Source organism: bacterium (assembly GCA_026708055.1).
Taxonomy (GTDB): domain Bacteria; phylum Actinomycetota; class Acidimicrobiia; order Acidimicrobiales; family CATQHL01; genus VXNF01.
Genome location: JAPOVS010000075.1, coordinates 93,500 through 113,713, shown reverse-complemented (window position 1 = coordinate 113,713; position 20,214 = coordinate 93,500). Strand labels below are relative to the sequence as shown.

At 69.0% G+C, this 20,214-nt stretch carries 17 protein-coding genes and 1 pseudogene; 16 read left to right on the top strand and 2 right to left on the bottom strand.

What is annotated here, in order from left to right:
• The first annotated feature begins 4 nt into the window (after window positions 1-4).
• The 9 genes and pseudogenes from nuoL to OXG55_16150 all read left to right on the top strand — a co-directional run bounded on the left by nuoL (window position 5) and on the right by OXG55_16150 (window position 10,515).
• Entirely contained in the window at window positions 5-1,885 is a 1,881-nt protein-coding gene (nuoL, locus tag OXG55_16190) for an NADH-quinone oxidoreductase subunit L (GenBank protein ID MCY4104776.1), read from the top strand.
• A complete protein-coding gene (locus OXG55_16185; GenBank protein MCY4104775.1) occupies window positions 1,882-3,432 on the top strand; it encodes an NADH-quinone oxidoreductase subunit M in 1,551 nt (516 codons plus the stop codon). Before nuoL ends, OXG55_16185 begins: the two co-directional genes overlap by 4 nt.
• A 31-nt stretch (window positions 3,433-3,463) precedes the next feature.
• Window positions 3,464-4,930 carry an NADH-quinone oxidoreductase subunit N gene (locus OXG55_16180; GenBank protein ID MCY4104774.1) on the top strand — a complete coding sequence of 489 codons (1,467 nt, stop codon included), beginning with the start codon at window positions 3,464-3,466 and terminating at the stop codon, window positions 4,928-4,930.
• 274 nt (window positions 4,931-5,204) lie between these two features.
• Entirely contained in the window at window positions 5,205-6,656 is a 1,452-nt protein-coding gene (locus OXG55_16175) for a sugar ABC transporter substrate-binding protein (protein ID MCY4104773.1), read from the top strand.
• An 88-nt stretch (window positions 6,657-6,744) separates the two neighbouring features.
• A complete protein-coding gene (locus OXG55_16170) occupies window positions 6,745-7,647 on the top strand; it encodes a sugar ABC transporter permease (protein MCY4104772.1) in 903 nt (300 codons plus the stop codon).
• Window positions 7,648-7,745: 98 nt separating this feature from the next.
• Entirely contained in the window at window positions 7,746-8,570 is an 825-nt protein-coding gene (locus tag OXG55_16165) for a carbohydrate ABC transporter permease (GenBank protein MCY4104771.1), read from the top strand.
• Between the two features lie 5 nt (window positions 8,571-8,575).
• Window positions 8,576-9,319 (top strand): annotated as a pseudogene (locus tag OXG55_16160) (ABC transporter ATP-binding protein).
• Window positions 9,317-9,694 (top strand): TOBE domain-containing protein, encoded by a 378-nt coding sequence (locus OXG55_16155; protein MCY4104770.1) that lies wholly within the window; start codon window positions 9,317-9,319, stop codon window positions 9,692-9,694. Before OXG55_16160 ends, OXG55_16155 begins: the two are co-directional and overlap by 3 nt.
• A complete protein-coding gene (locus OXG55_16150) occupies window positions 9,691-10,515 on the top strand; it encodes an IclR family transcriptional regulator (GenBank protein ID MCY4104769.1) in 825 nt (274 codons plus the stop codon). Before OXG55_16155 ends, OXG55_16150 begins: the two co-directional genes overlap by 4 nt.
• Before the next feature lie 46 nt (window positions 10,516-10,561).
• Here the strand turns inward: OXG55_16150 and OXG55_16145 are convergent, their stop codons facing one another.
• Together OXG55_16145 and OXG55_16140 are read right to left on the bottom strand one after the other, a co-directional pair.
• A complete protein-coding gene (locus tag OXG55_16145) occupies window positions 10,562-10,951 on the bottom strand; it encodes a type II toxin-antitoxin system VapC family toxin (protein MCY4104768.1) in 390 nt (129 codons plus the stop codon).
• The gene (locus OXG55_16140; GenBank protein MCY4104767.1) at window positions 10,935-11,207 is read right to left on the bottom strand and encodes a type II toxin-antitoxin system Phd/YefM family antitoxin; all 273 of its coding nucleotides are present in this window, start codon (window positions 11,205-11,207) and stop codon (window positions 10,935-10,937) included. The genes OXG55_16145 and OXG55_16140 overlap by 17 nt, the downstream gene beginning before the upstream one ends.
• A gap of 348 nt (window positions 11,208-11,555) precedes the next feature.
• Between OXG55_16140 and OXG55_16135 the strand changes: the two genes are divergently transcribed.
• The 7 genes from OXG55_16135 (at window position 11,556) to OXG55_16105 (ending at window position 20,121) form a co-directional block, all read left to right on the top strand.
• Entirely contained in the window at window positions 11,556-12,203 is a 648-nt protein-coding gene (locus OXG55_16135) for a GPP34 family phosphoprotein (GenBank protein MCY4104766.1), read from the top strand.
• Between the two features lie 59 nt (window positions 12,204-12,262).
• Window positions 12,263-16,090 (top strand): PPC domain-containing protein, encoded by a 3,828-nt coding sequence (locus OXG55_16130; protein MCY4104765.1) that lies wholly within the window; start codon window positions 12,263-12,265, stop codon window positions 16,088-16,090.
• A 227-nt stretch (window positions 16,091-16,317) separates the two neighbouring features.
• A complete protein-coding gene (locus tag OXG55_16125) occupies window positions 16,318-16,872 on the top strand; it encodes a MerR family transcriptional regulator (GenBank protein ID MCY4104764.1) in 555 nt (184 codons plus the stop codon).
• A 91-nt stretch (window positions 16,873-16,963) separates the two neighbouring features.
• A complete protein-coding gene (locus OXG55_16120) occupies window positions 16,964-17,488 on the top strand; it encodes a VOC family protein (protein MCY4104763.1) in 525 nt (174 codons plus the stop codon).
• Window positions 17,489-17,574: 86 nt separating this feature from the next.
• Entirely contained in the window at window positions 17,575-18,138 is a 564-nt protein-coding gene (locus OXG55_16115) for a pyridoxamine 5'-phosphate oxidase family protein (GenBank protein ID MCY4104762.1), read from the top strand.
• Window positions 18,139-18,320: 182 nt separating this feature from the next.
• A complete protein-coding gene (locus OXG55_16110) occupies window positions 18,321-18,680 on the top strand; it encodes a clan AA aspartic protease (protein MCY4104761.1) in 360 nt (119 codons plus the stop codon).
• A gap of 76 nt (window positions 18,681-18,756) precedes the next feature.
• A complete protein-coding gene (locus tag OXG55_16105; protein MCY4104760.1) occupies window positions 18,757-20,121 on the top strand; it encodes a TrpB-like pyridoxal phosphate-dependent enzyme in 1,365 nt (454 codons plus the stop codon).
• Window positions 20,122-20,214 lie beyond the last annotated feature (93 nt).

The window sequence follows — 20,214 nt, the reverse complement described above, 5'->3', positions numbered from 1 at the left end:
GGCGATGGCTTTGGCTGAACTGGTCTGGCTGGTGCTGCTGGCGCCGCTGCTGGGCGTCGTGGTGCTGGCGGCCGGGGGCCGGCGCCTGGGGGAGCCCCGGGCCGGCTGGCTGGGCACCGCCGCGGTGGGGGCGTCCTTCGTGGCCTCGCTGCTGGTGCTGGCCGGGCTGCTGAGCCTCGACTCGCACCACCGCGCCGTGGAGGTGAGCCTGTTCAGCTGGGTGCCGGCGGGCAACCTGGCGGTGGACGCCGCCTTCCTGGTGGACCCCCTGTCGGTGACCATGATCCTCTTCGTCACCGGCGTGAGCGCCCTCATCCACCTCTATTCCATCGGCTACATGCACGGCGACGAGAACTACTCGCGCTTCTTCCTGTACCTCAACCTGTTCGTCTTCTCGATGCTCATGCTGGTGCTGGGCAACAACATGCTGGTGACGTTCCTGGGCTGGGAGGGCGTGGGCGCCTGCTCGTATCTGCTGATCTCGTTCTGGTTCGGCGACGAGGCCAACGCCGTGGCCGGCAAGAAGGCGTTCATCACCAACCGGGTGGGCGACTTCGGGTTCCTCCTGGCGATGTTCTTCGCCTTCGGTGCCTACGGCACCCTCGACTACGCCGGCATCCTCTCGGGCCACGCCGCCCAGAGCACCGCCACGGCGATCCTGCTGTGCCTCATGCTCGGCGCGGCCGGCAAGTCGGCGCAGTTCCCGCTCTACGTTTGGCTGCCCGACGCCATGGCCGGCCCCACCCCGGTCTCGGCACTCATCCACGCCGCCACCATGGTCACCTCGGGGGTGTACCTGCTGGTGCGGTTCAACCCGCTCTTCGAGCAGGCCTCGCCGTGGGTGAGCGAGATCGTCGCCGCTGTCGGGTTGGCAACCGCGGCGGTTGCGGCCACCATCGCCCTGGCCGCCAAGGACATCAAGAAGGTGTTGGCCTACTCCACCATCAGCCAGCTCGGCTTCATGTTCGTGGCGGTGGGCGTGGGCGCCTGGACGGCCGCCATCTTCCACATGGTCACCCACGCCTTCTTCAAGGCACTGCTGTTCCTCGGTGCCGGCTCGGTCATCCACGGGATGGCCGGCGAGCAGGACATCCGCCGCTACGGCGGGCTGGCGCGCGCCATGCCCTACACGGCCACCACGTTCGCGGTGGGCACTTTCGCCATCGCCGGCGTGCCCCCGCTGGCGGGGTTCTGGTCCAAGGACGAGATCCTGGCGCACACCTGGGGGGCCAACAAGCTGCTCTGGGCGCTGCTGTTGCTGGCGGCGGTGCTGACGGCCTTCTACATGACCAGGCTGCTGATTCTCACCTTCGGCGGCAGCCCCCGCTGGCCCGACGGCGTCACGCCGCACGAGTCGCCGCTGCTGATGCGCCTGCCGCTGCTGGCCCTGGCCGGCCTGGCCGCCACCGCCGGGGTGCTGAACCTGCCGTTCACCCATGACACCGAGTTCCTCGGCCAGTGGCTCGAACCGGTCTTCGCCGGGGCGCACGCCGAGGCGCTGGGCTACGCCGGGGGCACCAAGTGGGTGCTGGGCGGTATCGCGATCCTGGCCGCCGCCGGCGGCATCTGGGCGGCCGTCTCGGTCTACGCCCGCCGCCGGGTGCCGGCGGAGAAGGTGGAGCGCCGGCTCTTCGCCGAGGCCTGGGGGTTCGACGAGGCGATCGGCGCCTTCATGGGCGGTCCCGGGCGCCGCACCTTCGACGCCGCGGCCCGCTTCGACGCCGCCGTGGTGGACGGTGCGGTGAACCGGGTCGGCTCCGCGGTGCGCCGCACCGGTGAGCGCCTCCGGGCCACCCAGAGCGGCCTCGTGCGCCGCTACGCCCTGGGTGTGGCGGCCGGTGCGGTGGTGTTGCTGGCCTACTTCGCCAGCAGGGTGTGGCTGTGACCCTGGCGGCCGCCTCCACGCAGGCATTCCCCGTACTGGGGATGCTGGTGGTGCTGCCGTTGCTGGGCGCCGCCGCGGTGCTGCTGCTGCCCCGCAGCCGGGTCGAGTTGGTGCGCCCGGTGGCGGTGCTGTTCATGTCGGCCGCCGCCGCGGTGGCGGGCTGGATCATCGCCTCCTACCCGGTCGGCTCGGGGGGCTTCGAGATGATCGTGGATCAGACCTGGGTGGCCGCCTGGGGGATCAGCTGGAAGCTGGGCGTCGACGGCATCTCGCTGTTCCTGCTGGCCCTGACGGCTCTGCTGTTCCCGCTGGGGGCCCTGGCGGTGGACCCGGGCCACGACCACAAGGCCTACTACGTGTGGCTGCTGCTGCTGGAGTTCGGCTGCCTGGGAGTCTTCTCGGCGCTGGACCTGCTGCTCTTCTTCCTCTTCTTCGAGGTCGTGCTGGTGCCGATGTACTTCCTCATCGGCCAGTGGGGCCACGGCAACGCCCGCTACTCGGCGGTCAAGTTCTTCCTGTTCACGATGTTCGGCTCGGCGCTCATGCTGGTGGGCATCCTGGCCACGGCGTTCCTGCACGCCTCGGCGACCGGCGGCCCGCTCACCTTCGACGTCATCGAGATCGCCCAGGCCCAGTCCCTGGCCACCACCACGGCCCGCTGGATCTTCCTGGCGTTCGCCCTGGGCTTCGCCGTGAAAGTGCCGCTCATCCCGGTGCACACCTGGCTGCCCGACGCCCACACCGACGCCCCCACGGCGGGCTCGGTGATCCTGGCCGGGGTGCTGCTGAAGCTCGGCACCTACGGGTTCGTGCGCTTCGGGCTGTACCTGTTCCCCGAGGCCTCGCGCTTCTTCGCCCCGCTGATGATCACCCTCGGCGTCGTGGGCATCCTCTACGGGGCCGCGGTCGCCACCATGCAGACCGACCTCAAGCGGCTCATCGCCTACTCCTCGGTGGCGCACTTGGGCTTCATCATCCTGGGCATCTTCGCTCTCAACACCGAGGGTCTCAGCGGCGGGCTGCTGCAGATGGTGAACCACGGTCTCTCCACCGGCGCCCTGTTCCTGCTGGTGGGCTACATCTACGAGCGGCGCCGCACCCGCGCCATCGCCGAGCTGGGTGGCCTGGCGCGGCCCGCGCCGGTGCTGGCGCTGACCTTCATGGTGGTCATGCTCTCCTCGGTGGGGCTCCCGGGGTTGAACGGCTTCGTGGGCGAGTTCCTGGTGCTGCTGGGGGCCTTCGAGGCGCACCGCTGGTGGGCGGTGCTGGCAACCGCCGGGGTGATCCTGGCGGCCGTCTACCTGCTGTGGGCCTACCAGCGGGTCTTCCACGGCCCCGCCGCCGGGGAGAACGCCAAGATGGCCGACCTGCGTTGGCGGGAGGGCCTCGTCATGGCGCCGCTGCTGGCGCTCATCATCTTCCTGGGGGTATACCCCCGGCCGGTGCTCGATCGCATGGAACCCTCGGTGGACGTCCTCGTCGCCCATGTGGAGGCGCACCGCAGCCCGGGCGCGGTGGACACCGCCGAACCCGAGGCGGCGCCGTGAGCGCCGCCGGCCTCGAGAGGACGGCGCGCTGATGCCGCAGGTGGACTGGCCGGCCCTGCTGCCGCAGTACTTCCTCGGAGGCGGCGGCTTGGTCCTGCTGACCCTCGGGTCGCTGCTGCGCCGCCGCCTGCCGGCGTGGTTCGCCCCGGTCGGTGCCGCGGGGGCCGCCTTGGGGGCGCTCGGCGGGGTGATCTGGTTGTGGATCAGGGTGCAGGACCCGGCGAGGGGCGCGTTCACGACCATCGCCGGCACCATCGGCATCGACGGGTTCTCGGTGTTCCTCAGCGGCGTCGTCGCCATCTCGGTGCTGCTGGCCGCCGTCCTGGCGTCGGGCACGCTGCGCCGGGCGGGCCTGCCCGTCGACGAGTTCTGCGTGCTGCTGCTGCTGTCGGGGGCCGGCGGCGTCACGATGGCCTCGGCCAACGACCTCATCGTGCTGTTCCTCGGCCTGGAGGTGCTGTCCATCGCCGCCTACGTGCTGGCGGCGCTGGACCTGCGGCGCGGTGCCTCGCAGGAGGCCGGCCTGAAGTACTTCGTGCTGGGCGCCTTCGCGTCGGCGTTCTTCCTGTACGGCGTGGCGCTGCTGTACGGCGCCACCGGCTCCACCAAGCTCGGACTCGTGGCGGAGTTCCTGGCTGGCGGCGGCCCGGAGTCCGACGCCCTGCTGCTCGGCGGTATGGCGCTGCTGCTCGTGGGGCTCTTCTTCAAGGTGGCGGCCGTGCCGTTCCACGCCTGGACGCCCGACGTCTACGAGGGAGCGCCGCCGGTGGCGGTGGCCTACATGTCCGCCGGCGTGAAGGCCGCGGGCTTCGCCGCCCTGCTGCGGGTGTTCAACGCCGCCCTCGGCGCCAACGCCGCCGACTGGCAACCCATCGTCTACGCCATCGCCGCCCTGACGGTGCTGGCCGGCGCCACGCTGGCGGTGGTGCAGTCCGACGTGCGGCGGCTGCTGGCCTATTCGTCGATCAGCCACGCCGGGTTCATCCTGGTGGGCATGGAGGCGGCCACCGAGGCGGGCGTCGCCGGTTCGCTCTTCTACCTGGGCGTCTACGCCTTCCTGGCGCTCGGCAGCTTCGCGGTGGTCACGATCATCGGCTACGGCGCCGACGGCCGCCAGAGCCTCGACGCCTACGACGGCCTGGCGAAGCGCTCCCCCACCCTGGCCGCGGCGTTCACGGTGCTGCTGCTGGCACAGGCCGGCGTGCCGTTCACCACGGGGTTCTGGGCCAAGCTGGAGGTGATCGGCGCCTCGGTGGAGGCTCGCTCCTACTGGCTGGCGGGCATGGCGATGCTGGGCGCGGTGGTGGCCGCCTTCCTGTACCTGCGACTCGTGGTGCGGATGTACCTCACGGCGCCCGCTGAGCAGGGGCGACCCGCCGTCTCCCGCTCGGCCGGCTTCGTCGTCGCCGTGTGCGCGGCGGTGACGGTCGTCTTCGGCGTCCTCCCCGGCCCGCTCGTCGAACTCACCAACGACGCCACGATCCGCCTCGGCGGCTGAGCGCGGGCCCGGACCGAGCGATCGGTGCGGCGGTAGGAGACTGCTGAGCAATGCTGCCGACGTTCCGACACGTCATTCCGGCACAGCCGGAATCCAGGACTCTCGCCACCCGACCGGCATTGCCCGTGGATTGCTCAGCACACTCCTACGGGACAAAGGCGGCCAACTTCTGGACCGGGGCTGTTCATCCTCCTATAATGCATATACTGCACAGCTAGTGCATATATCGCACACCATCGAGATAACTCGATGGGACGATGGGAAGGAGAACCCGATGAGACGAGGTCGGAACAACCACTCAGTGCCGAGGAGGCGCTGCGCCTCGCCGGCGCGATACGTGCTGTCGGTGCTGCTGGCGTGTCTTCTGGTGGCCGCCGCCTGCGGCGACGACGACGAGACCGCGGAACCTCCACCGCCGCCGCCACCCCCGGCCGAGCAGCCGGCGGAACCTCCGCCTGCCCCTCCGGAGCCGAGCCCAGCCCCGGCTGCCGACCCCCAGCCGGCGCCCGAGCCCGCCGCGGCCGAGCCGGCCCCCGCCGCCTCGACGCTCTCGGGCGAGATCTGGATGATCAAGGGACCGCACTCGCCGCGTGAGGCCGAGCTGGAGCAGGAGATCATCGACGCCTTCAATGCCGATGTGGCGCCGGACGTGGACGTGGAGTTCACCACCTACGACTGGCCCAACCATGTGGCCGAACTGACAACCCTGTTCGCGGGTGGGTCTCCTCCCGACGTCCAATACCTGGTGGACCTGATCTACCCTTCTTTCGCCGAGCAGGGCCTGCTGCATGACATGACCGACCTGGTGAACGACCCGGCGTGGGCCGATGAACGGGCCGCCATCGAGCCGTTCGCCTGGGACCTCGCCGAACAGCAGGGCGGCACCTGGGGTGTGCCCGTGCTCGGGGCGGTCTACAACATCTTCATCAACAAGACGTTGCTGGAGGAGGCGGGCGTGCTGGAGACCTGGGACGACTCCTACGAGTCGATGCTGGAGGCGGCGCGGGCTCTCACCACCGACGACGTGTACGGATGGGCCGCCCGGACCTCCGCGGCGGACTTCGCCTGGTGGGACTGGTACCCGTACATGCACAACGCCGGGGGTGACGTGCTCTCGGAGGACGGCGCCTCGTGCGGCCTCGTCGGCAGCGACGTCACCGACGCCATGCAGTTCCTCATCGACATCCACACCGCCGGCGTGTCACCGCCGGCCGGGTCGCTGGACAACCAGGGCCTCTACGACCTGTTCAAGGCCGGGCGCATCGCCATCCTGCATCACGAGACCCCCAACATCCCGGACCTGCTGGCCGACCCGCCCGACTTCGAGTGGGACGTGGCCTTCGCCCCGCCGGGACCGCAGGGACACACCGTGATGGGCAACTTCGGCATCCTGTCCATCGCCGAGGCGAGCGACAACAAGGAGGCCGCCTGGGAGTTCATCAAGCATTGGGCCTCGGCGCCCCAGGTCGGTCAGTTCGCCGAGCAGGTGAGCCTGCAAGTGGTCCGCAGCGACATCCTGGACGACTTGTTCGCCGACAATCCGCCCATGCAGAAGGTGCAGAGCCAGTTGGTGCCCCGGGTGCAGGGCGTGCAGCCGCATCCGCAGATCCTGGAGGCGCTCCAGAGCGCCTGGCCCGTGGCCGAGGACGCGTTCCGCGGGAACCTGGACGGCCGGGAGGCCATCGACGGCATGTGCGACGCCATCGACGCTGTCCTGAGCGGCTAGGCGACGGCGACACTGCGACGTGACCCGCGGCCGACAGTCGGGCTTCCGCAAATCGACGGATTCTCCCCCCGGGGATTCGCCGACCAGGATGCGCCTGTCGGCCGCGGAGCACGAACGCCACCGCCGCCGCTACCGCCGCCGGCGCACCCTCACCGCCTACGGCTTCCTTGCCCCCAACCTGGTTGCCTTCGCGCTCTTCCTGGCCGTGCCCGTGGGGTGGCTGCTGTTCTCCACGTTCCGCACCGGCGGCGTGCTGGGACCGGCGACCTACGTGGGCCTCGACAACTGGAGTGAGACGTTCGCGAGCCCGCTGGTCCGCACCAGCATCATCAACACTCTCGTGTACAGCGCCATGGCCATTCCGGCCGTGTTCATCATCGCGATGGTGTTCGCGCTGGCCCTGCGGACCGTTCCGCGGGGCAAGGCGCCGATCCGGGTGGCGCTGTACGTCCCCACCCTGCAGCCCGCCGTCGTCTCGGCTCTGATCTTCACCTTCGTCCTGCACCCCGACTTCGGGATCATCAACTTCATGGTGCGAGCCTTCGGCGCCAGCCCGATCAACTTCCTGGGCGACACATCGCTGGCGCTCCCCACCATCGCCGGAATCGAGGTGTGGCGCGGCATCGGCTTCTGGACGATCCTCTTCCTGGCAGGCCTGCTGGCTCAGCCCACCGACCTCCACCATGCCGCGGAACTCGACGGCGCCGGCGCCGCGCGCAGGTTCTTCAGGCTCACCCTGCCGCTGCTGCGCCCGACGTTCTACTTCGCGGTCATCTTCGCGACGATCGTGAACCTGCAACTCTTCGACTCGGTGTACGCGCTGACCGACGGAGGACCTGTCAACAGCACCATCACCGTGTCGCTGTACGTCTACCGCAGCCTGTTCTCCTTCGGTGAGATCGGCTTCGGGGCGACGCTGTCGTTCATTCTGGTGCTCACGGTTCTGGCGCTGACCGCCGTGCAGACGCGCCTCCTGCGGGAGCGCCACTGATGCCGACCCGCCCGGACCGCCCCGGCCGGACCGCGCTCGCCGCCCGACCGCACCGACCGCACCGACCGCACCGACCGCGCCGCGCCCGCAGAGGCGTCATGGCGCCGAGGCGCTCCACACTGGCCTCGGCCTACGGGATACTCCTCGCAGGCACAGCCGTCTCCCTGGTGCCCTTCCTGTACCTCGTGTCCACCTCGCTGAAGGACACGAACTCGCTGTTCAGCTACCCGCCGGACTGGATTCCGAGCCCCCTGTTCTGGGGGAACTTCACCGCACTGCTCCAGGACCACCCTTACATCCGCTGGACTGTCAACACCCTCGTGGTCTCGGGGGTCGTGACGCTGCTGAAGCTGCTCTTCGATTCGATGGCCGGTTACGCGCTGGCCAAGATGGACTTCACCGGCAAACGGGGAGTCACCCTGGTGCTGTTGCTCTCGGTGGCCATTCCCGTCTCGGCGCTGATAATCCCGCTGTTCTTCGTGGTGCGCCACCTCGGCCTGCTGAACACCTACTGGGCGCTGATCCTGCCCCCGTTGGCGAACCCGTTGGGCATCTTCATGGCGCGCAGTTTCGTGGCCGGCATCCCCGATGACCTGGAGGCCTCGGCCCGGCTGGACGGCGCCTCGGAGCTGACCATCTACCGCAGGATCGTTCTGCCGCTGATCCGACCCGGCCTGGTCGTCTTGGGCATGTTCATCTTCATGCTGCAGTACACCTCGTTCCTGTGGCCCCTGGTCGCCGTTCAGGACACCGACCTACAGGTGCTGACCGTCGGCATATCCGGGCTGCAGAGCGCCTTCCTGCAGGACTGGGGCCTGCTGTCCGCGGGAATGCTGCTGGCCGCCGTGCCCATCACGATCATCTTCCTCACCGTTCAGAGGACGTTCATCGTCAACGACCTCTCCGGCGCGCTGAAGGAGTGACCTCCATGGGAACCGCCGGCCGGCCCCCAGCGGTCGAACTGATCGAAGTGGCGAAGAGCTTCGGCGTCACCGAGGTCATCCGGCCGATGGACCTCACGGTCCGTCCCGGCGAGTTCGTTGTCCTGCTGGGACCGTCGGGCTGCGGCAAGAGCACCGTGCTGAAGATGATCGCCGGGCTCGAGGACGCCTCCGACGGGGAGATCTACGTCGACGGGCACCTCGTCAACTATGTGCGGCCGCGGGACCGCAACGTGGCGATGGTGTTTCAGAACTATGCGCTCTACCCGCACATGACGGTGCGCGAGAACATCGCCTTCCCCCTCGCTCAGGGCCGCACACCGAGGCCGGGCCGCGCTGAACGGGCGAGGTTGGTGGACGAGGCGGCGGGCATCGTGGCGCTCAAGCCGTTCCTGGACCGCAAGCCGGCGCAACTCAGCGGCGGCCAGCGACAGCGGGTGGCTCTCGCCCGTGCCATCGTGCGCCGGCCCGCGGTGTTCCTCATGGATGAGCCGCTGTCGAACCTGGACGCCATCCTGCGCGCCGAGATGCGCATCAGCCTCCTGGACGTTCACCGGCGGGTGGGACGGGCCACGGTCTACGTGACCCACGACCAGACCGAGGCGATGACGATGGCCGACCGCGTCGTGGTGCTCCACGAGGGGGCGGTGCAGCAGGTCGGCACGCCGGAGGAGATCTACACCAGGCCCGCCAACTCTTTCGTGGCCCGATTCGTCGGCACGCCGCGCATGGCGCTGCACGAAGCCACCGTCACCGACTCCGGGGACGTGGCGCTGGGCGACGTGGCGTTCCGCCCGGATGCGCCGGTGGCTCTCGAGGCCGGCGAGCGGGTGGCCGTGGGCATACGCCCCAGCGGCGCACATGTGGCCGAACGGCTCCGCGGGCCGCATCTCCGCGGCCGGGTGACCCGTCGCGACTACCTTGGCGGCGACTGTTTCCTGGAGGTGGACATCTCAACGGAACATGCCATCGTTGTCAGGGCCGAACCGGAGGACGCGGTACACGTGGGCGACGTCGTGAACGTGGAGATCCGTCCGGGGGCGGCCCACCTCTTCGGTGCCTCGGGGGAGCGCGCAGGCGGCCTGAGCCTCCTCGGGCCGCCATGAGTGAGACTGTTAGGCGGGCGCTGCGGGTTCTCGGGTTCCTGGGCGAGCGGCCTCGCAAGGTCGACGAGGTAGCCGAGTTCATGGGGCTGCACCGCACCACGGCCCTGCGCACCCTGCAGGTCCTCGAGGCCGAGCGCTTCGTGACACGCGACGAGGGCCACTCCTTCCGACTCGCCAGCGGGCTCTACTACCTGGCGAACCGGGCGCTCGAGAACACCGATCTGCGCACGGTCGCGGTGCCCCACATCACCGCGCTGAGCGCCGAGGTGCCCCACACTGTTCACTTGGCCGCCCTCGAGGCCCGCCGTGTCGTCTACATCGACAAGCGGGAGGCGGAGAACCGGGTGCGGATGTACTCGCGCATCGGCAACACAGCGCCGCTGTACTGCACGGGGGTGGCCAAGGCCATCCTGGCGTTCCTGCCGGTCGCGGTGCAGCGGGAGATCGCCGACGGGATCGATTACGTGCGACACACCGAAAAAACCATCACCACACCAGCGGGCCTGCTGGCCGAACTGGCCGCCGTGGCGCGGCGGGGCTACGCCACCGACCACCTCGAGCACGAGCCGTTCGTCAACTGCGTGGCGGCGCCCGTCTTCGAGACTTCGGGGGCGGTGATCGGGTCGGTCTCCATCACGGCCACGACCCTGGTGTGCGATTTCGAGGAGGTTCTGACCCTCGTTCCCCGCCTGATCGAGGCCACCGACGCCATCTCCGAGGAGTACGGCTGGAGCCCGCAGCCGCCCGCCGAGGAGGACGGACAGGAACCCGACCGGACACCGGAGAACTCAAGCGCCCGCCGACTGCAAGCCGCGCCCTGACCGCCGCCTCAGAGGGGTCGGGCGGCGACTGGATGCCTCGCCCTGCTCAGCTCCGTTCTACGGCCAGGATGGACCCCGGGTAACGCCCGAGCGTGGCGTCGGCGGTGAGCAACGTGAGGCCGGCGATCTGCGACTGGGCGACGAGGAGCCTGTCGAACGGGTCGGCGTGGATTCTCGGGAGGAGGTCCACCGCGGCCGCGTGCTGCCCGGTGACGGCCACCTCCTCGTAGCCAGCGTCGAGGAGCGCGTGGCGGAATTGCCGGGGATCGATGTCCAGCTTGCGGGCCTTCAGCGCCACCTCCCAGATGGACACAGCGCTGAAGAAGAGGCGATTGGAGTGGTCCTCGATGAGCCGCCGGGCGTCGCAGGGCAGGACGTCCGGATGGTCGGCGTCGGCGGCCCAGATCAGGATCTGGGTGTCAATCAGGATCCGCATCAGGGCTGATCGGCTCAGCGAGCAGCAGCCCGGCGATCTCGTCGTCCAACTCCGTGTGCTCGGCGGGCGACACCGACCGGATTCCCGGGTAGAACCCCGTACGGCTCGGCGTCGGCGGCGTGACCGGCTCGTTCAATGGCATGACCTTCACCAGCGGTGCCCCTGACCTGGCGATCACGAACGGCGCGCCGTCAGCCGCTTCCCGAACCAGCCTCGACAGGTGCGTCTTAGCTTCATGGATGTTCACGATCTTCATAGTGGGCTCCGCGTGGTCTTGGGCGGGCGGTAGCGTCGGCACCGGAAGAGTTGAGTCGACGCAGTGGACTAAGTCTATCTCATAGAATCCTCGGTTGGGTGCTGAGCAGATCTATCGATACCTGCCTTTACCAGGACGAGCACGGCAGCTGGCACTCCGTCGCCCGGCTCGTCGGATTCTTGGTCGACCACCTGATCGATCGCAGCGCCGACTACGAACGGTTCCTCCAAGCGGTCCGCAGATTCCCCGAGCGGTGGGGATCGGACAGATGGCAGGACGATGCCGTGATCGGGGCCGGCGCCGGCGGGTGCGGTAGATTCTCGTTGCCGCCCACCGAAAGGGACGCATATGGTTGGACTCGTCGAGGAGATCACGCTCCTCCTGCTGCGCGACGAGGGCGGGGCGTTCGTGCGCGTCCCCACTTGGTCGCTGCGCTACTCCATCGCCGGCGGGGTCCTCATGGAGCTGGCGGACGCCAACCGCATCGACACCGACCTCGAGCACCTGTTCCTGGTGGACGACACGCCGACCGGTGACGAGCTCCTGGATCCGACGCTGGCGGAGATCGCCGCCGGGGAGCGCCAGAACACGCGGTTCTGGATCGAGCACGTCGCCGAAGGTGCCGACGGCATCCGGGAGGCGGCACTCGGCGGTCTGGTCGCCAAGGGCATCCTGACCGAGCGGGAGGAACGCGTCCTTTGGCTGTTCAAGACCCGGCGCTACCCCGCCGCGGAGGGCAGCGTCCGCCAGGCGGTGAAGCTGCGCCTCATGGAGGTGCTGCTCAGCGACGACATCCCCGACCCGCGCGACGTGATGCTGATCTGCCTGGCCGACGCCTGCGGCATCTTCCGGGTCCTGCTGTCGGGGAAGGAACTGGCCAGCCTGGTGCCCCGCATCGAGCAGGTCACGAGGCTCGACCTCATCGGCCAGACCATGGTGCGGGCCATCGACGACGTCCGCATGGCCGTGGCCGCCGCAACCGCCGGCCATCTGTAGCGCATCGCCAGCCACCCGTCGAGGCCCGCGACACCTCAGGGCGAAGTCGGGAGGGCGAGATGAGGATATGCCGACTGCTGGCTGTATCACTGGTGCTGGCTCTGGTGCTGGGGGCGCCCGGGACCGCTCACGCCTATGACCCACCGGACGACGGGGAAACCGGGGATCTCGCGACGCCCGAGCCGCCCCCGCGTTATGCGGTGATCCTGACCGTCGACGCCGACCCGTACGAGGCGCGGATCGACGAGTTGTACGAGGTGGACTGGTACCGCTTCACGGCCGTTGCGGGACAGGACTACTGGATCCTCGCCGACACCAGCAGAGGGGGCTCCTGGATCGACGTCGACATCGTGCTGTCGCTGCACGACGCCACCGGGGCGGCGGTCGAGGTGGCGGCGGAGAACCACCTCAACGAACTCCGATGGCTACTGCTGACCGGCGCCGAGGCCGGGACGTACTACTTGCGGGTAGGCACCGATCCCAACCCGACCGACCGCGTCGGCGCCTACGGGATTGAGGTCCGCGCTATCGACGACGATCACGGCAACTCCGCGGCGGAGGCGACGGAGATCCACCTCGCCGCCGTGGAGTACACCGGCAGGATGGACTACGAGGACGACCAGGACTGGCTCGCCTTCGACGCCCGGGCAGGTGACATCTACCGGGTCACGGCCACAGGCGCTGACGATGTCCATCTGTACTCGGTCCGGTCGTCCGGCGGCGGCATCGAGGTGGAGCGGCTCGAACGCTGGGGCACGTTCCGCGGCGTCTACGGACTCGATTCCCGGCCGTGGCGCTTCGCCGAGGCGGGACGGTACGCGGTCTCCGTCCGGGACGAAGTCGGCCGTCAGAGTTATCCCGGCGATTACACGCTCACGTTCGAGCGGCTCCGCGACGACCACTCCAACACCCCCGAGGACACTAAGGCGCTGGCCGTGGGACGCGAGACGGCGGCCGTCCTCGACTACCGCGGCGACGAGGACTGGTTCCATGTCCAGCTGGTCGACGGGGACCGGTACATGCTGGAGGTCAGCTCGCCCGGGGACGGCGTGCCGGACCTGGAGGTCGTGGTCTACGGGACCGACAGCGCCACTTACGGGGACAGCTATGCGCTGAACGGGCATTCACTGTCCTATCCCGACGCAAGCCGGCTGCTCTGGACGGCGATCGGCACGGGTCGCCATCGCGTCCAGGTGCGTGACACGGCGCGTTGGGACAGCACGATCCATCCGGTCGGCTACGGCATCACGGTGAGCCGCCGTGCGCCGGACGACCATGCCGACCAGCGGGACGGCTCGACGCCGCTCCGTCCTGGCGTGTGGCTGGAGGGAACCCTGGACGCCCTCGGGGACGAGGACTGGTACCGGTTCTCCGCCGCGGCCGGGGTCCCCTACACCGTCGAGTACGAACTCCGGGCGGAGGGTTCGGAGGACTTCGGTCCCCCTGAAGACTTCTTCCACGGCAACGACGTCGCCGTCTACTTCATCGACGACAGCTGGGGCTTCAGCGGTGCCGCGGGTTACGCCTTCACCACCGCGGGCGAACAGCATGTCCTGGTCACGACCGCCGAGTGGGCGGACGGGCGGCAGTGGGAATACCGCCTGCGGCTCGTCGAGCACGAGCGGGTCGACTACGGCGACGACAGGCGAAGCGCCGGGGCTCTCGCCATCGGGGAGACGGTCGTCGGCTCGGCGACCAGTGCCGACCCGGACTGGTTCCACTTCGAGGCGCCGGAGTCCGGCATCTACGCCATCACGTCAACGCGTTCGGGGTCCGCTGTGTTCGATGTCACCGTCCTGGATGACAGCACCGAGCTACCGACGCCGATCCCCGGCTTCGGGTTGTCCACGCAGGGGGCGGTGGTGGCAAGCGACTTCTTCTCGGTGCCGTCGGCGGGACGGTACTGGATCCGGATCACAGCCAAGTGGGCGGCGCCGTTCGTCTACCGGCTGAGTATGGAGCGGCAGGCCATCGAGGCGGACGACCATGCTGACGAGACCGCCGGTGCCACGCCGGTTCCGCTGGCGCCACCGGAACCGGGACAGGAGCCGCGCGAGGAGAGAGCGGGCACCACCACGGAGACCACCACGACGGAGGGTCCGGCCGGCGTCACCTACGGGCAGGCCGTCGGCCGCTTGGAGAGCTACGGGGACGTCGACATGTTCGCGCTCGAACTCCGGCGAGGCGTCAAGTACCGGATCGTGCCCAGCGCCACCAGGCCCGCCCCGCCGGGTACCCGCTATCCCGGCTACAACCGCGAGGTGGCCGTCAGCCTTTGGGACGGCGACAGGCGCGTGGGCAGCAGGCAGAGTTGGGGTCCGCTGATCGAGTACCTGCCGACAGTCACGGGCACGTACCACGTGCGTGTGGCCTACGGCGAGGGCGGTCCGTTCCTGGAGCCCCGCCCCTACAGCTTCGAGGTGCAAGTCCTTCCCCAGGACGAGGAACCCGACCTTCGCGAGGACGCCGTGCCCGTTCCCGCCGGAGCAGGCATCAGCGGCAGTCTCGAGAATCGCGCGGACCTGGACTGGTTCAGGTTCAGCGCGAGTCGGGGGCAGACGTGGATCCTGCAATCGCCGACCGAGGGATGGGGCTGCGTGGAGATCTATGACATCGCCGGGGAGGTTCGGTTCCTGGAGGACTGCAACAGCGACCGCCTCGTCTGGACCGCCCCCGCCGGCAACTACGCCATCAAGATCTTCGTGGAGTCGCCCTACGGGTGGAGTGCTCCTGGCGTGGAGTACGACCTCGCCCTGTCGATCGCCCCGCCGGACGATCACGGCAACAGTCGGGCCGATCCGTCGGCACTGGTCGCCGGAGAGCCGCAGGCCGGCAAGATGGACTACGTCGGGGATACCGACGTTTTCCGTCTCGACGCGGCCGAGGGCGATTTCTGGGTCATCGACATGACGACGTCCTACTACGCCACCTTCTACGAGACGGAGTTCGTGCCGAGCGATCTGGAGTCGGCCGTACCGGCGACGTGGGACCGGCTCAGAGTCGGCGGTGTCCTCGTCGCCCCGACCGATGGCCACTGGTTGATTTCGGTCGGTGGGGACAGGGCCAGCGGGGACTACACAATCTCCGCCTCCCGGACCGAGCTGACCGATGACTACGGCAGCAACCGGGCGTCAGCTCACACGCTCGAGGCACCGCTGTCCGACCCCGAGTGCGACAACCCGCCGGACGGCGCTGACTGCTCGGGCAGCACCCTCGTAGAGGGGACGATCGACCATCGCTACGACGTCGACTACTTCAGGGTGCCGCTCGAAGCCGGAACGAAGTACGAGATCAGCGTTCGCAGCGAGTCGGACCAGGTGATCTTCGCGCTGCTCAGCGAGACGTTCTGCGCCGTCGAGGGGCCCGGCGTGTGGGAGAAGACCTACGACACCTGGGTGCTCGAGCGCAGCGAGGACTACTGGGTGCGCGTCGCCTCCGGCAGGTCTCCGAGCGACGAACCCGAGACCTACACCCTCGTGATCACCGCGCGCGGCGACGACTTCCTGACCCTCGAGGAGCGTGCGACGGAACTCCAGCCGAACGTCGTCCACGAGGTGGGGCCCGACGGCGACGGCGGGAACAACCTTTACCGGGTGCACTTCGACCATCCGAGATACGTGATTGAGGTGACCGGCGGCCCCGAAGCCTGGGGGACCTCATCCGATGAGCAGTTCGGCGGCGATTATGTGGATGAGGGCGATCGCTACCTCTACCGGATCCCCTCTAATCCGCCGGTCGAATACGCGTTCAGGGTAAGAGGTGGAGCGGGCCGCCCGTACACGGTCGTGGCGCGCGAACGGGTCCCTGCTGACGAGAACCTCGAATGGTGGAACCTCCACATGCAGCCGGAGTTCCCGCCCGGCTATTGCAACCCGGCCAGCGGGTAGCCGAGCCGGGGCTCGGCCGGTCCTCGGGGATCGCGCAGCGGCGCACAACGCGAGTCCGCGTGCCCCCGCCAGCGCGTCAGACCCCGGCGCGGTGCGCCTCGAGCAGCAGGCTCCAGAAGTGGTGGACGCCGTGCTCGCAGGGGCCGAGATGAGCCCGGCTGTGTCACAGGGGGTTCTTATGATTCAGTGAACAGTTCATTGTCATGACACAACAAAAGGGGGATGACATGCATGCCGATCGGCCGGGCGGGGTGGACGTGGGGTTCAGCGCGAAGGAGGCGGCGGACATCTGCGGCCTCACGCTCGAGCAGCTCGAGGAGTGGGAGAACGCCGGCATGGCCAATCCCAGCCTGCCCGGTCCGCCCGGCCTGCGGCGACGCAGGTACTCCTATGAGGATCTTTTGGCGCTGGACATCGCGAGGTTCCTGCTCGAGTGGGGTGCGCCGCCGGAGCAGGTACGGGAGGCGGCCAGCCGGATCCGCGTCAGCTTGACGGACAGCCCCCGGGACACCTGCATGACCGTGTTGGACGGCAAGCTCTTGGTGTTCGCGAACCGCGACGAGGCCCGCTGCTTCGTCGAGTCCGATCCCGATGGTGGTGTGTATGTGGTGGACGCCACCCAGATCTCCGACGACCTCGACAGCGAGATCCGCGCCGTTTGCCCGGACTACTTCGAGCCCGAGCCGTGGCAGGATGCCTGCCACCGCTATGAGACGGAGGCTCAGGTGGAGCGGCTCCGGGAGTTCCTCGACACCGTCCAGGCCGACGACTTCGAGTTCTGATGGTTGGGGCCGCCTCGGGGCGGGCATTTCGCCCCGAACGGCGGCAAACTGGCACCCAGCGTTGCTCAGCTGTGTCGTGGGGTTCGAGGCTGTGGGACATCCGCTCGGGGAGATCGTTCAGGTGGCCTATGCGGTGAACGACGTGACCGTCGGGGCGCGGCGCTGGGCCGAGCGGTTCGGGGCGGGGCCGTTCTTCGTGCGTCATCACATCCCGATGCACGACTCCATGCACCGGGGGCGCCCGGCGCACTTCGACCACAGCAACGCCTGCGGTCAGTGGGGTCCGATCATGGTCGAGCTGATCCAGGACCACGGCACCGGTCCGTCGGTGGTCCGTGACATGTACGCACCCGGCGAGGAGGGACTGCATCACGTGGCCTGCTTCGTGGACGACCTCGACGCCGCCGTCGCCGGCTATGTCGCACTGGGCTACGAGGTCGCCGGGACGGGCAATGCCTACGGACTGACGAGGGTCTGCTACATCGACACGATTGTCGAGCGCGGCCACCTGACCGAGCTGTACGTGCCGACCGGACGCCTGCGGGAGTTCTACAGGACGGTCGCCGAGGCAGCACAGGGCTGGGACGGCAGCGACCCTGTGCGCCTGCGGGAGTGAGGACATCTCGTCGATGCGGATGGGATGCGCGTGTCGACGTGCCCGCCGGCCGCGGGCGCCGATGGTTGGATTGTGAGAGGTGTGAGATGGCCGAGCGTGGGGAAGGAACGACTCGCGGCGCCCCGACTGAAGCCCACTACGAGGACCTGGCCGACTGGGGGCTGGACGCGGCCGACGAGGAGGCCATGCTGGCCGCCCAGACCGAGTGCACCTTCATCTGGGCCAACCGCGAGGGCTGGCCGGTGGGCGTCATCATGAGCTTCATCTGGCGGCGCGGCCGCTTCTGGCTCACCGCCGGCGGCCAGCGCGCCCGCATCGCCGCGGTGCGCCGCGACCCGCGGGTCTGCATCGTCGTCACCAGCACCGGCGCCGCAGGCGTGCCCGATCGCCGCACGGTCACCTACAAGGGCACCTGCCACCTGCACGACGACGCCGACACCAAGGCCTGGTTCTATCCCGAACTGGCCGCTGCCCTGCACCCGGATCCGGAACGAGCCCGGCACTTCGCTCGCTTCCTGGACTCGCCCAACCGGGTGATCCTCGAGGTCGAGCCCACCCAGCGAATCGGCTTCGACGGCACCAAGCAGAACGCCGCCACAACAGCCTGGGCCGAAGCCGCCCGAGTCGCCGAACGCCGGACGACCGCCTGAATCCGAGCCTCGCCATGATCGATAACTAGTATTGCGTAGTTTCAATGAATATAATCTGTTGCTGTGTTGACAAGTCAGGGGATTGGATCTAGGGTGAACAGCGGCTGGCAATCTGCTGGTCGGAGCCCGGTGTCAGATGTCGCCAGCGGCGTTGACCTGCTCCAAGACTAGGAGGTCAGACGATGGGCCAGACGCATGTGATGGTGAAGGTGCGGAATCTTCTGGAGCGGGACCGCTGCTGGGAGGGCAGGTTCTTGGTCGACACAGGTGCCACCGACAGCCTGGTGCCGCGCCGCTGCCTGGAGGAGATCGGGGTGCAATCCGAGGAGCGGCGGACCTACAGGCTGGCCGATGGCAGCAAGGCCACCTTCGACACGGCATTCGCGGTGCTCGAGTTCATGGACAACGCCGCGCCGATGCGGGTCATTTTCGGCGACGACGGAGCCGAGCCGCTGCTGGGCGTGATCGCGCTGGAGTCGGGCGGGATCACCGTGGACCCGGAGAAAGGAGAACTGACGCAGCGCGCGGTGCTGAGGCTGTAGCGGGCGGCTAGCGGGTCAGCCTGTCGGCGTCCTCCCCCGCAGGCAGCCGCCGCGCCCACGGCCTACTGTTGCGCCTATGGCTGAACGCATCAAGACACTCCTGCCCGAAGAGCAGATGCCCGCCCAGTGGTACAACGTGATCCCGGACCTGCCGGCGCCGCCCCCGCCGCCGCTGCATCCGGCCACGATGGAGCCGATCGGCCCCGACGCCCTCGCCCCGCTGTTCCCGATGGCCCTCATCCTCCAGGAGGTCAGCGGCGACAGCCACATAGACATCCCGGACCCCATCCAGCAGGTGTACCGGCTGTGGCGCCCCACGCCGCTGATCCGCGCCCGGCGCCTCGAGCAGGCCCTCGGCACCCCGGCCCGCATCTACTTCAAGTACGAGGGCGTCAGCCCCGTCGGGTCGCACAAGCCCAACACGGCGGTCCCCCAGGCCTTCTACAACGCCGAGTCGGGAATCACCAAGCTCACCACCGAGACCGGCGCCGGCCAGTGGGGCTGCGCGCTGGCGTTCGCCTGCCAGATGTTCGACCTGCGCTGCGAGGTGTGGCAGGTGCGCGCCTCCTACGACCAGAAGCCCTACCGGCGCTCGATGATGGAGGTGTTCGGCGCCACGGTGCACCCCAGCCCGTCGACGGCCACCGAGACGGGCCGCAAGCTGCTGGAGGCCGAGCCCGACAACCCCGGCAGCCTCGGCATCGCCATCAGCGAGGCCATCGAGGTGGCCGCCCAGGATCCCCAGGCGCACTACTCCCTGGGCAGCGTGCTGAACCACGTGCTGCTGCACCAGACCGTGATCGGCGAGGAGGCCCTGCTGCAGCTCGCCGAACTGGGCGAGATCCCCGATCTGATCGTGGGCTGCACCGGCGGTGGCTCCAACTTCGCCGGCCTCTCGTTCCCGTTCCTGCGCGAGAAGCTGGCCGGCAACATGGCGCCGGTCATCCGCTGCGTCGAGCCGGCGGCCTGCCCGTCGTTCACCAGGGGCGTCTACGCCTACGACTTCGGCGACATGGCGGGGTTCACCCCGCTCATCAAGATGTACACCCTGGGCCACTCCTTCGTGCCGGCGCCCATCCACGCCGGCGGCCTGCGCTACCACGGCATGTCACCGCTGCTCTCGCACATCTACGACCTCGGCCTCGTGGAGGCCGAGGCCAAGGCGCAGTCCGAGTGCTTCGAGGCGGGCACGCTGTTCGCGCGCTGCGAGGGCATCGTCCCGGCGCCCGAGCCCACCCACGCCCTGGCCTCGGCGGTCGCCGAAGCCCGGCGCTGCGCCGAGACCGGCGAGGAGAAGGTCATCCTCACCGCGCTGTGCGGCCACGGCCTGCTGGACCTGTCGGCCTACGACTCCTACTTGTCGGGCCAGCTGCAGGACTACAGCTACCCGGCCGAGGCGGTCGAGGCCGCCATGGCCGGCATCCCCGGGGCTGCCGGCTGACAGGGGCGGATCGGGTCTCGACCGACCGAGTGCAAGCCGGGCGTGACGGGCGCGGCGGCTTGCTTCGAGCACCCCGGCACGGGCGACGGCAGG